The following is a 14,466-nucleotide window of genomic DNA, read 5'->3' on the forward strand; positions in this document are numbered from 1 at the left end:
GTCTAGGGGGCGACGGCCAACGAGGCGGAAACACCCTGTGGACAACACGCCGGGTGGGTCACTGATGTCAAACTGTGACGAGCGCCGTCAACTGCTCGCCCGCCAGCCTCTCACGCCCTGGCAGGAACGACAGCTCCAGCAGGACCGTGGTCCCGAGCACCTCGGCCTCGCAGCGCCGGATCAGGCGCAGACAGGCCTCGACCGTCCCGCCGGTGGCGAGGACGTCGTCGATCACCAGCACTCGGTCACCCGGCGCGAACGCGTCCTGGTGCACCTCGATGGTCGCCTCGCCGTACTCCAGCGCGTACGACTCCTCGTACGTCGCCGCCGGCAGCTTCCCCTTCTTCCGCACCGGCACGAACCCGGCGCCGAGGGCGAGCGCGACCGGGGCGGCCAGGATGAACCCGCGCGCCTCGATCCCGACCACCTTGTCGACCACCGGGTTCCCGTCGTCGTCCTTCCCGGCCGCCGCCATCGCCTCCACCACCTGGGCGAAGCCGCTGTGGTCGGCCAGCAGCGGGGTGATGTCCTTGAACACCACCCCCTGCTGCGGGTAGTCCGGGATGTCGCGGATGCCGTCGGCGAGCACCTGCTCCAGCGACCGCATCACTTACCGCGCTTCGACCGCGGCTTGCGCGTCGGCTGCGGCCGTCCGGCCGCGGTCGCCTTCATCGGCCGGGCCGCCGGCGTCGGCGCCGTACCCACCGGCCGGTCCTTGCGCGGCTTGTCCTGGACGGCGGACCGCGCGGGAGCACCCGCGGTCGCCACCGCGACCGGAGCACCCGCGCTCGCCGCCTGGGCCCGCTTGGCCATGACCCGGCGGCGCAGCGCCTGCATACCCGGCTCACGCTCCTTGAAGACCGCGAGCAGCGCCGGCGCGATGAAGATCGACGAGTACGCACCGACCGCGACACCCACGAACAGCGCCAGCGACAGGTCCTTCAGCGGCCCGGTCCCCAGCACCACCGTTCCGACCACGAGGATCGAGGCGATCGGCAGCAGCGCGGTGATCGTCGTGTTGATCGACCGTACGACGGTCTGGTTGACGGCCAGGTTGGTCGCGTCGGAGTAGGTGTAGCGGGTGTTCCCGGTGATGCCCCGGGTGTTCTCGCGGATCTTGTCGAACACCACGACCGTGTCGTACAGCGAGTAACCGAGGATCGTCAGGACGCCGATCACCGTCGCCGGCGTGACGTCGAACCCGATGATCGCGTACACGCCGACCGTGATCGTGACGTCGTGGATCAGCGCGATGATCGCGGCCGCCGACGCCTTGGGTTCTCGGAAGTAGGCCCAGATGACCAGGAACACCAGGCCGAGGAACACACCCAGCGCCCAGATCGCCTTGTTCGCGATCTGCTGACCCCACGACGCGCCGATCTGCTGAGAGGTGACCTGGTCGATCGAGACCCCGGCCTCCTTGGCGATCGCCGCACGGACCTTCGCGATGTCGTCCTGCGCCAGCGGCTTGGTCTGCACCCGCACCTTGTCGGAGCCGATGGTGGTGACGACCGGGTCGCCGAGATCCTTGGCATTGGTCGCCTTCACCACACTGGTGAAGTCGTCGACGGTATTGCTGGTGACCTTGACGTTCGCCTGGTACTCGACGCCGCCCTTGAACTCGATACCCAGCGCCAGGCCGCGGGTGAAGAGCCCGATCAGCGAGATGGCCACCAGGGCCAGGGAGATCGTGAACCAGAGCTTGCGATGACCGATGAAGTCGTACGAGACCTCACCGCGGTGCAGCTTGGCACCCAGCTGTCCGAGCTTCGACATCAGACCTCCCCTCCAACCGGCTTGGGCTTCGACGACGGCTTGGCCGGCCGGGCCGACGGTTTCATCTGACCCGGCAGCCGCTCCACACCGAGATGTTCGGGATCCAGACCGGACAGCTTGTGGCCGTGACCGAAGAAGTCGGTCCGGGCCAGCAGCGTGACCATCGGCTTGGTGAACATGAACACGATCACCAGGTCGAGCAGCGTGGTCAGGCCGAGCGTGAACGCGAAGCCCTTCACGCTGCCGATCGCCAGGATGTACAGCACCACCGCGGCGAGCAGCGAGATCGAGTCGGCCGCGATGATCGTGTGCTTGGCCCGGGCCCAGCCGGTCTCCACCGAGGAGCGCAGACTGCGGCCCTCGCGCACTTCGTCGCGGAGTCGTTCGAAGTAGATGATGAACGAGTCCGCGGTGATACCGACCGCCACGATCAGACCGGCGATACCGGCCAGGGTCAGGGTGAACCCGATCGCGTGGCCGAGCAGACAGACGAGCTGGTATGTCAGGATGCCCGCGATCCCGAGCGACGCCACCACGACTATCCCCAGCCCCCGGTAGTACAGGAAGCAGAAGACGACGACCAGGACGAGGCCGATGATGCCGGCCCAGATACCCGCGGACAGCTGGTCGCCGCCGAGCTGCGGCGACACGGTCTCGACCGACGAGATGTCGAAGGAGATCGGCAGGGCGCCGTACTTCAGCACGTTCGCCAGGTCCCGCGCCTCGGCCTCGGTGAAGGTACCGGTGATCTGCGCCTGGCCGCCCGGGATCGGGTTCTCCACGCTCGGCGTCGAGATGGTCTCGCCGTCGAGCACGATCGCGAACAGGTTCTGGCCCTGGCCGCGGGCGGAGATGTTCTGGGTGGCCTTGAGGAACTTGTCGCCGCCCTCGCCGGTGAACTTCAGGTTGACCTGCCACTGGAAGCCGCCCTGCGGGATGCCCGCGCTGGCGTCGGCCAGGTCGGTGCCCTTCATGATCGCCGGACCCAGCAGGTACTTGAACTGCTTGTCCCGGTCACAGGAGAACAGCGGCTTGTTCGGGTCGTCGGTCTGCGGGTCACCGCACTTGAACGCCGCGAACGCGGCCTGCGTGGCCGCGTCGGGGACGTAGCTCAGCGGGTCGCCCGGGTTCGTGGCCGGCGTCGTCGGCGTGGTGGTCGGCGCGGTCGGCGTCGTACTCGCCTTCGGCGTCGGGGTCGGCGTCGGCGTGGCTTCGCCGAGCGCGCTGGTCCAGGCCCGACCCTTCGGCGTGGAACTCGGCGTGGTGCTGGCCTTCGGCTTGACCGTCGTACTCGGCTTCGGCGTGGTGCTCGGCAGCGGCGTACCGGTCGGGGTCGGCGTCGGTGTCGCCACCGGCGCGGTCGCCTGGCCGTCGTACACGATCCGGAAGTAGAGCAACGCGGTCTGGCCGACCTGCTTCACCAACGCGTCCTGGGTGGCGCCGGGGACGGCCACGTTGATGTGATTTCCCCCGGACGTGGTGATGTCGGCTTCCGCGACACCCGCACCATTGACCCGCTGCGAGATGATGTTCTTCGCCTCGTTCAGCTGGTCGGCGGTCACCGAGCCACTGCCGGCAGCCGGTTTCGCGGTCAGCGTGATGGTGGTGCCACCGCGCAGGTCCAGGCCGAGCTTGGGCTTCCAGGTGTTGGTCAGCGCCATGATCCCGAACAGCAGGACCACGATGACCGCCAGGGCGATCAGGTTCCGCCAGGGGCGGGATGTCGTCGTCGTTGCCACGTCAGATTCAACCTTTGTGCTTCTGGGCGCGCCGCAACGTCTCGTGGACGCCGGGCGCCGCGCCTCAGGCCGTTGGGACGGAAATCAGTTCTCGGTGTGCGTCGGCGGCAGCTTCGGCGCGTCCTGCACCTTGCCGTCGGCCTTGTCCTGCGCCTTGTCACGGCCCGCGTGGATGGCCGGCTCGTCGGCGGCCTCGACCTCCGCGGCGTCGGCGTCCTCCTCGGCCGGGGTCTCGGCGGCGTCCTCGTCCGGGATGACCCGGCCGACCGCGGCCTTGACCACCTGCACCAGCACGCCCTCGGAGATCTCCAGGGTGACGTACTCGTCGTCGGTCTCCTCGACGATGCCGACCAGGCCGCTGGTGGTGATCACCTTCGTGCCGGGGCTGAGGGAGGCGACGGTGTCTGCTTGCCGCTGACGCTGCTTGCGCTGCGTCCGGCTCATGAACCAGATCATCCCGACGATCAGGATCAGCGGCAGCAGCAGCGTGAAGCCGGAGCCGCCCCCGGAAGAGGCCATCGGTACGGCGAGGAGTTGCATTTGGTCTCAGAATCCTTCGTCGATCGGGAATACGGGCGTCCGGCACGCTCTGCTCAAGCGCGCAGGTCGCAACGGAATGGCCTCAGGTCAGGCCACCGGGGAGTCTAACCCTGAGCAGCAACAACTGCCTCATGACACCGGGTCACGTTTGCGTTACTCGCTACGGAGTGTCCACTCTTCAGTCTTCGTCTGTGTCGAACAGGGTGTCCGCGAAGGTGGCACCCTTCGGGACCTTGAGCCCGATGTGCCGCCAGGCCGCGGGCGTGGCGACGCGGCCGCGGGGCGTACGGGCCAGATAGCCGGACCGGACCAGGAATGGCTCGGCCACTTCCTCCACAGTCTCACGTTCTTCGCCGACCGCAACCGCCAGCGTGGAAAGACCGACCGGTCCCCCGCCGAAACGGCGGCACAGCGCGTCCAGGACGGACCGGTCGAGCCGGTCCAGGCCCATCTTGTCCACCTCGTACAGCTCGAGCGCCGCCTTGGCGAGGGCGAGCGTGACGATGCCGTCCGCCCGTACCTCCGCGTAGTCGCGGACCCGGCGGAGCAGCCGGTTCGCGATCCGCGGCGTACCGCGGGACCGGGACGCGATCTCGGCCGCGCCCTCCGGGGTGATGTCGACCTCGAGCAGCGCGGCCGAGCGGTTGACGATCTTCTCCAGCTCGGCGGCGTCGTAGAACTCCAGATGCCCGGTGAACCCGAACCGGTCCCGCAGCGGCCCCGGCAGCAGCCCGGCCCGGGTGGTCGCGCCGACCAGCGTGAACGGCGGGATCTCCAGCGGGATCGCGGTTGCCCCCGGCCCCTTGCCGACGATCACGTCGACCCGGAAGTCCTCCATCGCCATGTACAGCAACTCTTCGGCGGGCCGTGACATCCGGTGGATCTCGTCGAGGAACAGCACCTCGCCCTCGCTCAGCCCGGACAGGATCGCGGCGAGGTCGCCGGCGTGCTGGATCGCGGGACCGCTGGTCACCCGCAGCGGCGCTGACAGCTCGCTGGCGATGATCATGGCGAGCGTGGTCTTGCCGAGCCCGGGCGGGCCGGACAGCAGCACGTGATCCGGCGCCCGGTTCCGTCCGCGAGCGGCATGGAGCACCAACTCGAGCTGCTCGCTGACCCGGCGCTGGCCGCCGAACTCGGCCAGCGTGCGCGGCCGCAGCGCGGACTCGATCTTGCGTTCCTCGAGATCCACCGCGTCCGCGGACACGAGGGGCCGGACGTTGTCTTCCATGCCTTACGCCTTCGAGAGCACGCGCAGCGCGGCACGCAGCAGGTCGGGGACGGACGGGTTCGGGCTGTCGGCGGCGAGCGGCGAGACCGCGGTGACGGCGTCCTCCGCGTCCCGCGTCGACCAGCCGAGGCCGACGAGGCCGGCGTGCACCTGGTCCCGCCAGGCCTCCTGCGTCTGCAGCGGACGACCGGTCACCGTCTTCGACGGCGCGCCGATCTTGTCCTTCAGCTCCAGCACGATCCGCTGCGCACCCTTCTTACCGATGCCCGGCACCTTCACCAGTACGGCGAGATCCTCGGTCGCAACGGCCTGCCGCAGCTGGTCCGGACTCAGCACCGCCAGGGCCGCCTGGGCGAGCTTCGGCCCGACCCCGGACGCCGTCTGCAGCAACTCGAACAGATTCTTCTCGTCGTCGTCCGAGAACCCGTACAGCGTCAGCGAGTCCTCCCGCACGACCATCGAGGTCGCCACCCGGGCCTCCTGGCCCGGCCGCAACCCCGCGAGCGTGCCGGGATGGCAGAACACCTGCAGGCCCACTCCCCCGACCTCGATCACGGCACTGTCGACACCAATGGCCGCCACGGGCCCCCGCACAAAGGCGATCATCGCCAACCTCCAAGCCCTTCGGCCCTGCTCATCACTTGCTCACCGCTTGCCCTGCTGGGCGGCTACCGCGGCCCGCAGCCTAGCCACTTGCAGGCGGGACTGCGCCTGCGCCAGGGCCTCCAGGTTCGACCGGCTCGCGGCCGCCTCCTGCAACTTGCTCGTCGCACCGCCACGCCAGACCTGGCAGATCGCCAGCGCCAGCGCGTCGGCGGCGTCCGCGGGCGTCGGGCGCTCGGCGAGCTTGAGGATCCGGGTCACCATCGTGGTCACCTGCTCCTTGCCGGCCCGGCCGGAGCCGGTGACCGCAGCCTTCACCTCGCTCGGCGTGTGCAGCGCGACCGGCAGACCACGCCGGGCGGCCACCACCATCGCCACACCGGACGCCTGCGCCGTCCCCATCACGGTACGGACGTTTTGCTGCGCGAACACCCGCTCCACAGCGACCGCATCCGGCCGGTACTCGGTGATCCACTCCTCCAGCTCGGCCTCGATCCGGACCAGCCGCTTGGCCACGTCCAGCTCGGCCGGCGTCCGGATCACCCCGACGGCGACCAGCGCCGGCGGCTTGCCCGGCGTACCCTCGACGACGCCGAGTCCGCACCGGGTCAGCCCCGGGTCGACGCCGAGCACCCGCATGGACCACCTCCGAACGTTTGTTCGACAACCCTAATCGGCGGTGCCGGACGGCACGTCATCGACGCGCCGGATCAGAAGTAGTCGAGCATGTACGACGCGGATCCCGCGAAGGCTGCGTCGACCGCGGCGTCGTCGGTGGTCGGTCCGGTGGCCAGTCCCGCTCCCCGGAGCACGTTGAGCGGCGTACCGGCGTACAGGGCAGCCAGTCCACGTGCGCCGAGCCTGATCGGATCCGCCCCCTGCTGCCCCTGCGTCAGCTCACCCCTGCCTTTTGCCACCGACAGGTGCCAGGCCCCACTGTTCTCCGGTACGTCGGGATCGTCGATGCGGATGTCCACCTCGACGTCGGCACCGAACCCACGTGCCGCGATGGCAGCCGGGGCGTCGAGCAACCGCAGCATCCACCGCTGCTGTTCGGCGTGTTTGGCCGCCTCGGTCTCGATCATGAAGTGGATCGGGTCGCCGGGCGGGAGGTACGCGTGCACGGTCCGGGCGATCGACGAACCGGAACCGACCGTGGCCCACAGCGCCCGCGCGGTCTGCTCCGAGCCGGCGATCAGCTCGTCGACGGACAACTCCTCGTCGCCGGACCAGTTGTAGAGCACGAACCCGTCGTCGGCGAGGAACGCCGTGTTGTCCTCGTCCGCGAGCCACTCCTCGATCTCGTCGAGCGGCCAGATCAGCGGGCCGTTCGACCGGCGGGACTCGTTCACCCGGCCGGCCACCTCGAGGAACCGCCGCGCATCGTCGGGCCCGGCCCGGCGGATGCTGACGTCCTTGCCGCCGAGGCGGCGCAGGTCGGCGGACTGGAAGGAGTACTTGTACCGCGAGCCGCCGAACTCGTACCCGAGGTGCCGGTAGATCACCGTGGTCGCCGGGTACAGCGCCGACAGCGGATAGCCCTTCTCGACCGCGCGCCGCATCACCCCACGCATCAGCTTGCTGCCGACCCCGCGGCCGCGGTACTCCGGTGACACGACGACGCCGGCCACCCCCGCCACCGGGACCCGCCGGCCACTCCACCACTGCTCGTAGTTCCAGAACCGCGCCGCCGCGACGACCTCGTCGCCGTCCGCGACCCCGACGTACCGCCCGTCCTCGAGGAACTTGACGGCGTACTTCCACCACTCGTCCCGATCCCCGGACGCCATCGTCCCGAACGACTGCCTCCGGACCCGCAACACGTCCTCGAGGTGGTCCTCGGTGATGTCCACCAACCGCAGCGCATCAGTCACGCCGCTGACCTTACGTCCTACTTCCGCTCCGTGACCCACAGGTGGATCGTGCCCTCGACAACCACCGTGCCGTCGTCGCGCGTCGCCTTCACCCGCACCGGCACATCCGGCCCCGCCGTCCACGCCTCCGGATCCGTCTCCGCCGAACACGTCAGGTCCGAGGTCGACTTGGCCAGGTAGGCGACCTCCATCCCCTTCGGCAGCCACCTCTTCTCCCGCGGCACAGTCGCCTCCGCCAACGCCCCCATCGCCGCCTCCAACCCGTTGCACACGGCAATCGCATGCACGGTCCCGATGTGGTTCTGCACCGCCCGCCGCTTCGGCAGCACCAACGCCGCGTAGTTAGGACTCACCTGCACGAACCGCGGCCGGATCGACCGGAAGTACGGCGCCTTCCAGGTGAACGCCCGCGAAAACACCCGCTCCCCACCCGGCACTCCCCGCAACCGCTCCCACATCCCCAACACCTGACTACCCATCCCGCCATGTTACCCACCAGTCACATACCTCGTCGAGCATTGGTACGAGGGGGACAACCAAAGGACACCGCTTCGCGGCGGCAGATCCTTTGGCCGCCTCCGGCGGCGTAGCGCGGACCGGAACGCGCACGAACCCAACCGGCGAGCACACCGCCCGCGGCGGCAACTGGGCGGACGACTACAGAGCTAACCGACCGGCGACCGGCGACCGGCGACCGGCGACCGGCGACCGAGTGAAGGTGATCCGGGTGAACGCGATTCGCAACGAGCAGCCAACAGTCAAAAAGGACCGATAGAGATCGCGCGAAGTGTTAGATACGAGCTCCCACAGCGACAGGCATTCATACGCGGCGCGAGAACATCAGGTCCGGCAACCAACCCCGCGGTCCGCCCTGCAGACCTACGCACGACTCGCCGAGTGCCCACCCGGGAGTCGGACTCACTTGCTGTCGGACCACGCCGAGCCGTCAAGACCCTTCGACCCAGCTCGGTCTCGTCGACAGCACCAGAGGAACGGCTACGCGCCTGCCATCAGACAGAACTCCCTCGACTCATCAGGAGTCCGACCCGGAAGCGTTCTGCGTAATTGCAACCGGCCAACAAGTGCCTCGTCGTACCCCACGGCCTGCAGCACATGGCTCAGGCCGACCGCCTCCGGGGACAATCCGAGCGCCGGCAAGCGCGCAGTGATTGTCGCCGTGCACCATGCTCAGGTCGCGCGGTCGGGTCGTGGACTGTTGAATCTGACTGTGCCGGTGGGGTCGACGCGGAAGGTGAACCCGTGGGGCGTACGCCATTCAAGGGTCTTCTGGTCCACGCGGCGGACGCTCCAGCCGTGGCCGTGGGTCTTGATCCTGTGGCTGAAGCGGCCCAGGGGTGCGAGGTTCTGAGTGCTGGTTTGTCCTGGTGGTCCGAGCGGGTCGTACGGCTGGATGTGGTCCAGGTCGATGGTGCGACGGGTTTCGCGGTTGCCGTAGGGGAAGACCTCTACCGGGTGGGTCAGCTTCACGCGTTCACGGATCCGGTCGGGGATTTCGTAGGCGTCGACGCTGACCGCGTCGTTGAGGTCGATGACCGGCTTCACCGTGTACGGGCCGTGGCCAATCAGCTCCTTCAACTGCTCGGCCAGCAGCGGGCCGAGGCCTTCGGCGCGCAGGACGCCAGTACCGGTGGCGAGGGTGTGATCGGTGAGGTGCACATAGATCTCGGTCTGCCCCGGACGCATCCATCCCTTGTGGTCGCCCTTGCCGGCGCTGGTGTCGCCGCCGGTGCCTGTTCCGCGACCGGCTTCGGGGCTGCGACCGGCTTCGGGGCTGCGACCGGCTTCGGCGCCAACGACGATCCCGACGCTCGCGCCGATGCCTGCGTCGGTGTCGGTGTCGGTGGTGCGGCGGGCGCCGGCGTGAGTGGGGTTGGTGTAGGCGTCGTGCTTGATTTGGGCCAGGCGTGCGTACAGGGCACGGCGGGCGGCTGCGGCCATGGGCTGGCCGTCGTTGGGATCGATGCCTTGGTCGGGCTCGGATGAGTCGAAGGGTTCGACCGGATCCTTGGATGGTGCGTCGAGTGGGTCTATGAGGTCGCTGACGCTCGGGTGAGGTGCGTCGCGGTCAGCCTCGTCGTCCAGGCTGGGTTCGTCGCGGCCACCGGTCCAGTTATCGAGGAGTTCGTCGTCACTCGGCCAGGAGCCCGACGCCGCGCCGCGGTCCATCCCAACCCATCCACGTGCATCGGGCTCGGCGGACCTGGCTTGGTCGTGGAGATACCCGTTGTCCGGCGCGATCGCCTTCTGAACAACGGTGTCCGGCCCAGTCGCATCCGGGACCGCGTTGTCCGACCCGCCCAGAGGTGTGGTGGCGCCCGAAGACATGGTGGTACCCGGAGGCGTGGTGATGCGCTGACGCGTGGTGGCGTCGGCAGAAGCGGCGGTGCAGGGAGAGCTTGGGGTGTCCGGAGGTGTGGGGGTGAGGCGGTGGTGGCGGGCTTGGGTTAGGAGTTCTTGGGTGTAGCGGGAGTCGGCGATGATGCCTACTGCTTCGAGGGGGCGGGTGTCGCCGAAGGTCTTCAGGGCCTCGGCGATTGCTGTGATGGTTGCGTCGTTTCTAGCGACGGCGCCGGCGGCGGCCTTGATGTACATGGTCTTTGTGCCGTGTTGGTTCGACTGGCCTACGAAGACGCCTCGTTCGCGGGCCTTCTCGTCGGCCTCGGCTCGGGCTGTGTCGGGGTCGGCGTGCATCTTGGCGGCGGTGACGATTTTGTCCAGGCGGTACGGGGTGATCGAGTCGATGAGGGGTGCGACTCGTTGGTCGACGTAGCGGGCGGCTTCTTCGGAGAGCTTGGAGCACTCCGCCGCTATGCGGCAGGCCTTCCATGGGGTGGCTTCGCCGGCTTGGATCCTTGCCCAGGTGAAGCGGAATCGGTGGCGCAGGGCCAGTGCCTGGCCGATGTAGTCTGCGGCGACTCTTGGCGAGATGCCGAGGAGGACACCGAATTCGGCAATCGCGAACTCCGCGATTGGTGGGCAGCCCTCACCGCCTAGGACCACCGAGCGTTCGCGGCCGTCGCAGGAGCGGCGGCCTGGACGTATCGAGCAGGCGTCGGGGTGGTGGCGGTCGGCGTAGATCTGGGCGTGTTCGAGGAGGCGGGCGTCGCGGTGGTTGACCTCGGCGCGGTGCTCGGCGGCCGACTCCAGGAGGTCGGCCGTCGACAGGGAGGTCAAGTCGCCTTCGAACATGTGTTTGATTCTACGCATAGTCGTCGCATCGCTGCAAGTCGGGTGAGACCTCGAAAGCCCTTATCCACAAGGGAAAGACCACATCGTGGTGAGGCCGTCGAGCGGGTATGCCAGAGACTTCATAGCGGATGCTGAGCACGCCGACGGGATTCGCGGACTCGGTACCCTGGGAGTTCGTCGGCTGCGGCCGAAGGGGCCCTGGCTGCCGCCGAACACGTTCGCCGGATGCGGCAGTAGGGCGCTACCGGCGGCCGGTGGAGGGAATCGCCGGCTGAGGCCGCACGAAGGTGCGCGGGCCGCGGCCGACGGAGGTCGCTGCTCTGGCCGAATGAGGCGCCGGGTGCAGCCCAAGAGGGTCGCCGGATGAGGCCGGAGAGCGCTCTGCCGCAGGCTGCCGTCGGAAGGGTCAGCTCGGCTGCGGCACAAGGGGCGCCTGGCTGCGGCCATCGGGGTCGCCGCCTGCGACGAAGGGAGGTTCGCGGGCTGCGGCGAAGGGGGCGCCGGAGGGTGGCCAGGCTGCGGCAGAAGGGCGCCTGGCTGCGGTCACGGGGGTCGGCGGCTGCCACGACAGAAGGTTCGCGGTCGCCCGCCGCATGGGATTCGCCGACTGCAGTGAGACGAGGGTGCGGCAGCTGCGGCCGAATGAGTGGTGCGGCGGCTGGATCTGAAGGGCAGGTTCGCGATGACAGCGGCGGGCTCATGCTTCACGAGCTCGTCAGGCTCGGGCTGGCTGGATTGGCTGTCGGCTTGACGAACGGGAATGCGGGCGGTGGAGACAGGAGTCGTTCGCTCGTAGCAGATTTGGAACGGCGGGTGTGGGGGTGGCCGTTGGTTGGGGTATGGCGAATTTGACGAGTGCGTATGAAGAGTTGGCGGACGTCTATCACGCGACTGTGGATCCGGATGGGGCTGGGCTGGAGGATCGGGCGTTCGATGGGCTGGTGGGGGACGTGCGGGGGCAGCGGGTGGCTGCGGTTGCTTGTGGGCAGGGGCGGGATGCGCGGCGGCTGGCTGATCTTGGGGCTGAGGTTGTCGGCATAGATGCCTCGGAAGCGTTGCTGGCTCATGCGCGCAGGCTGGAGGAGCGCGTGCCGCGGGGCATCTATTACGTCCATGGCGATGCTCAGGAGCTGCGCGAGATCCGCGACGCCGAGTTCGACGGCGTGGTGTGTTACATGGCGTTGATGGACATCCCGGAGCTCGAGCCGACGGTGCGGTCGGTCGCGCGGATTCTCAAGCCTGGTGGGTGGTTCGTGGCGTCGATCGTGCACCCGTGCTACAAGACGCCGGCGGATGGTGAGCTGATCGACCACGTCGACGGCTCGACGCGGCGCGTCGCCGGGCGGTACTTCGAGGAGGGGCCGTACAACAGCGATACACGGTGGGAGATCCTGCCGCGGGTGGCGTACCACCGGATGCTGTCGACGTACGTCAACACCTTGGCGGCCGCGGGGTTGCCCATCGCCAAGATGGTCGAGCCGGTCGGGGAGCGCCCGGTCTGGCAGTCCGTGCCCGGACTGCTGTACTTCAGATGCCGGAAGACAGCGATTTAGACGATTCAATCGCGCCTGGATAGACTGCGGTGGATGGTGACCGCTGCTGGACGGGGGACGATGGCAACGCCCAGCATCAAGGAGGTCGCACACCGGGCGGGGGTCTCGGTGGGCACGGTCAGCAACGTGCTCAACCGGCCGTGGATCGTGGCGCCGGCGACGAGGCAGCGGGTGCAGGACAGCATTCACGCGCTCGGGTTCGTGCGGAACGAGGCGGCCAGGCATCTGCGGGCCGGGAAGAGCCGGACGGTCGGGCTCGTGGTGCTCGACGTCGCGAACCCGTTCTTCACCGATCTCGCGGAAGGCGCCGAGGCGCTGGCGTACGAGCACGACACCGTCGTGATGCTCTGCAACAGCAAGACCGACCCGGTCCGCGAAGGTCATCACCTCGATCAGCTCGAGCAGCAGCGCGTTCTCGGCATCCTGATCACGCCGTTCGACAGCACCGATCCACGGCTGACCGCTTTGGTGGCCCGCGGTACGCCGGTGGTCCTGGTCGACCGTGCCGCCGATAGAGGGCTGTGCTCGGTCAGCGTCGACGATCAGCTCGGCGGGCGCCTGGCCGGGAATCATCTGATCGAGGCCGGGCATCGCCGGATCGCCTTTATCGGTGGGCCTTTCACCATGCAGCAGGTGTCCGATCGAATGGCCGGCATCACCGCGACCGTCGGGCAGGCGGGCGACGTGGATCTGCAGTACTACGAAGTCGACGTGATGGGCGTGGTCGAGGGCCGCGCGATCGGTGAGCAGGTCGCCGCGATGCCGGCGCGGTCCCGCCCGACCGCGGCCTTCCTCGCCAACGACCTGCTCGCGCTCGGCTTCCTGCAGGCCATGTCCGTGGCCGGTCTGAAGGTGCCGCGGGACATGGCGATCGTCGGGTACGACGACATCGACTTCGCGCGGGCCGCCGCCGTACCGCTGTCGTCGGTGCGGCAGCCGGCCGAGTTGCTCGGCCGGTCCGCGATGGAGCTGCTGCAGGAGGAGGTCGAGGCGGCCGACCGGCATCGCCACCGGCAGGTCATCTTCCAGCCGGATCTGATCGTCCGCGAGTCCAGCGACTACGTCCGCCGCTGATGCTGTACGAGAATCCGCTCGCCTCCGCCGCCGATCTTGAAGGGTTCAAACTCGAGGGTGACGGTGCCGTCTCGTTCCCGCTCGGCCGGTTGCGCCTGGAGAGCACCAGGCCGCCGGAGGATGGGCAGGACGCGAACGTGGTCCTCTGGTGCCCGGAGGATGTCCCGGCAGATATCACCGTGGAGTGGGACTTCTGGCCGATCCGCGAGCCCGGGCTCTGCATCCTGTTCTTCCACGCCAAGGGCCGCCGGGGCGAGGATCTCTTCGAGCTGACCCCGCGGACCGGGCCGTACGAGCAGTACCACCACGGCGACCTGGACACCTATCACGTCTCGTACTTCCGCCGCCGCTGGCCGGCCGAGCGCGCCTTCCACACCTGCAACCTGCGCAAGAGCCACGGCTTCCACCTGGTCGCACAGGGAGCCGATCCGATCCCGGACGTCCAGGACGCCGAAGGTCCTTACAAACTGAGGCTTTCGGTGCACCACGGGCTGATCACGTTCGCGGTCAACGACCTGGTCAGCTTCCAGTGGTACGACGAGCAGCCGTTGACCGGGGGCAAGATCGGCTTCCGGCAGATGGCGCCGCTGATCGGCGAGTACGCGAACCTGCGGATCTCACAGCCCTGAGCACGACCGCCGAGCAGCGCTGAGCACCCCCGCCGAGCAGCCCTGAGCACCGCCTCCGAGCACGCCCCGGCTCGCTCGGCGGACTCCTCTGTGACCACTCCCTGACAAACGCTTTCCGAGGCGTTGACATTGAGACGATTCAACCATATGGTCACATCACTTTTCGCCCGAAACACCCTCGTCACAAGGCAGGGGGACCCCCGTGAAACACCCACCAGACAAGGCCGTCTGCCGGCC

13 protein-coding genes are annotated in these 14,466 nt (G+C 68.5%); 3 read left to right on the forward strand and 10 right to left on the reverse strand.

Annotation, left to right across the window (positions count from 1 at the left end):
- Positions 1-67: 67 nt before the first annotated feature.
- From ACZ6O0_RS06110 to ACZ6O0_RS06155, 10 genes are all read right to left on the reverse strand, one after another.
- On the reverse strand, positions 68-607 hold the full coding sequence (locus ACZ6O0_RS06110; RefSeq protein ID WP_465764067.1) for an adenine phosphoribosyltransferase: 540 nt from the start codon (positions 605-607) through the stop codon (positions 68-70).
- Positions 607-1,776: a protein translocase subunit SecF gene (secF, locus tag ACZ6O0_RS06115; RefSeq protein WP_465763718.1), complete on the reverse strand. Its 1,170-nt coding sequence runs from the start codon at positions 1,774-1,776 to the stop codon at positions 607-609. The genes ACZ6O0_RS06110 and secF overlap by 1 nt, the downstream gene beginning before the upstream one ends.
- Positions 1,776-3,515, reverse strand: coding sequence for a protein translocase subunit SecD (secD, locus tag ACZ6O0_RS06120; RefSeq protein WP_465763719.1), 1,740 nt, complete (start codon positions 3,513-3,515; stop codon positions 1,776-1,778). Before secD ends, secF begins: the two co-directional genes overlap by 1 nt.
- Before the next feature lie 84 nt (positions 3,516-3,599).
- Complete coding sequence (yajC, locus tag ACZ6O0_RS06125) at positions 3,600-4,055, reverse strand: preprotein translocase subunit YajC (protein WP_465763720.1); 456 nt, start codon at positions 4,053-4,055, stop codon at positions 3,600-3,602.
- A 178-nt stretch (positions 4,056-4,233) separates the two neighbouring features.
- Entirely contained in the window at positions 4,234-5,286 is a 1,053-nt protein-coding gene (ruvB, locus tag ACZ6O0_RS06130; protein WP_465763721.1) for a Holliday junction branch migration DNA helicase RuvB, read from the reverse strand.
- 3 nt (positions 5,287-5,289) lie between these two features.
- On the reverse strand, positions 5,290-5,892 hold the full coding sequence (ruvA, locus tag ACZ6O0_RS06135) for a Holliday junction branch migration protein RuvA (RefSeq protein ID WP_465763722.1): 603 nt from the start codon (positions 5,890-5,892) through the stop codon (positions 5,290-5,292).
- A gap of 39 nt (positions 5,893-5,931) precedes the next feature.
- Positions 5,932-6,528, reverse strand: a complete 597-nt coding sequence (gene ruvC, locus ACZ6O0_RS06140) for a crossover junction endodeoxyribonuclease RuvC (protein ID WP_465763723.1) — start codon at positions 6,526-6,528, stop codon at positions 5,932-5,934.
- A gap of 71 nt (positions 6,529-6,599) precedes the next feature.
- Entirely contained in the window at positions 6,600-7,763 is a 1,164-nt protein-coding gene (locus ACZ6O0_RS06145; protein WP_465763724.1) for a GNAT family N-acetyltransferase, read from the reverse strand.
- Between the two features lie 17 nt (positions 7,764-7,780).
- Entirely contained in the window at positions 7,781-8,242 is a 462-nt protein-coding gene (locus ACZ6O0_RS06150) for a hotdog fold domain-containing protein (protein WP_465763725.1), read from the reverse strand.
- Between the two features lie 709 nt (positions 8,243-8,951).
- Positions 8,952-10,973, reverse strand: a complete 2,022-nt coding sequence (locus ACZ6O0_RS06155; protein ID WP_465763726.1) for a hypothetical protein — start codon at positions 10,971-10,973, stop codon at positions 8,952-8,954.
- A gap of 839 nt (positions 10,974-11,812) precedes the next feature.
- Between ACZ6O0_RS06155 and ACZ6O0_RS06160 the strand changes: the two genes are divergently transcribed.
- The 3 genes from ACZ6O0_RS06160 to ACZ6O0_RS06170 are packed head-to-tail and all read left to right on the forward strand — an operon-like array spanning position 11,813 to position 14,229.
- Positions 11,813-12,526, forward strand: coding sequence for a class I SAM-dependent methyltransferase (locus tag ACZ6O0_RS06160; protein ID WP_465763727.1), 714 nt, complete (start codon positions 11,813-11,815; stop codon positions 12,524-12,526).
- 33 nt (positions 12,527-12,559) lie between these two features.
- On the forward strand, positions 12,560-13,600 hold the full coding sequence (locus ACZ6O0_RS06165) for a LacI family DNA-binding transcriptional regulator (protein ID WP_465763728.1): 1,041 nt from the start codon (positions 12,560-12,562) through the stop codon (positions 13,598-13,600).
- Positions 13,600-14,229: a DUF1961 family protein gene (locus tag ACZ6O0_RS06170; protein WP_465763729.1), complete on the forward strand. Its 630-nt coding sequence runs from the start codon at positions 13,600-13,602 to the stop codon at positions 14,227-14,229. Before ACZ6O0_RS06165 ends, ACZ6O0_RS06170 begins: the two co-directional genes overlap by 1 nt.
- Positions 14,230-14,466 lie beyond the last annotated feature (237 nt).

It is taken from the genome of Kribbella sp. NPDC048837, assembly GCF_055586945.1.

What these genes read in the sequence shown, in the direction of transcription:
- ACZ6O0_RS06110 (WP_465764067.1), bottom strand. Translation starts at nt 607, where the DNA reads ATGCGGTCGCTGGAGCAGGTGCTCGCCGACGGCATCCGCGACATCCCG.
- secF (WP_465763718.1), bottom strand. Translation starts at nt 1,776, where the DNA reads ATGTCGAAGCTCGGACAGCTGGGTGCCAAGCTGCACCGCGGTGAGGTC.
- yajC (WP_465763720.1), bottom strand. Translation starts at nt 4,055, where the DNA reads ATGCAACTCCTCGCCGTACCGATGGCCTCTTCCGGGGGCGGCTCCGGC.
- ruvB (WP_465763721.1), bottom strand. Translation starts at nt 5,286, where the DNA reads ATGGAAGACAACGTCCGGCCCCTCGTGTCCGCGGACGCGGTGGATCTC.
- ruvA (WP_465763722.1), bottom strand. Translation starts at nt 5,892, where the DNA reads ATGATCGCCTTTGTGCGGGGGCCCGTGGCGGCCATTGGTGTCGACAGT.
- ruvC (WP_465763723.1), bottom strand. Translation starts at nt 6,528, where the DNA reads ATGCGGGTGCTCGGCGTCGACCCGGGGCTGACCCGGTGCGGACTCGGC.
- ACZ6O0_RS06150 (WP_465763725.1), bottom strand. Translation starts at nt 8,242, where the DNA reads ATGGGTAGTCAGGTGTTGGGGATGTGGGAGCGGTTGCGGGGAGTGCCG.
- ACZ6O0_RS06155 (WP_465763726.1), bottom strand. Translation starts at nt 10,973, where the DNA reads ATGTTCGAAGGCGACTTGACCTCCCTGTCGACGGCCGACCTCCTGGAG.
- ACZ6O0_RS06160 (WP_465763727.1), top strand. Translation starts at nt 11,813, where the DNA reads ATGGCGAATTTGACGAGTGCGTATGAAGAGTTGGCGGACGTCTATCAC.
- ACZ6O0_RS06165 (WP_465763728.1), top strand. Translation starts at nt 12,560, where the DNA reads ATGGTGACCGCTGCTGGACGGGGGACGATGGCAACGCCCAGCATCAAG.
- ACZ6O0_RS06170 (WP_465763729.1), top strand. Translation starts at nt 13,600, where the DNA reads ATGCTGTACGAGAATCCGCTCGCCTCCGCCGCCGATCTTGAAGGGTTC.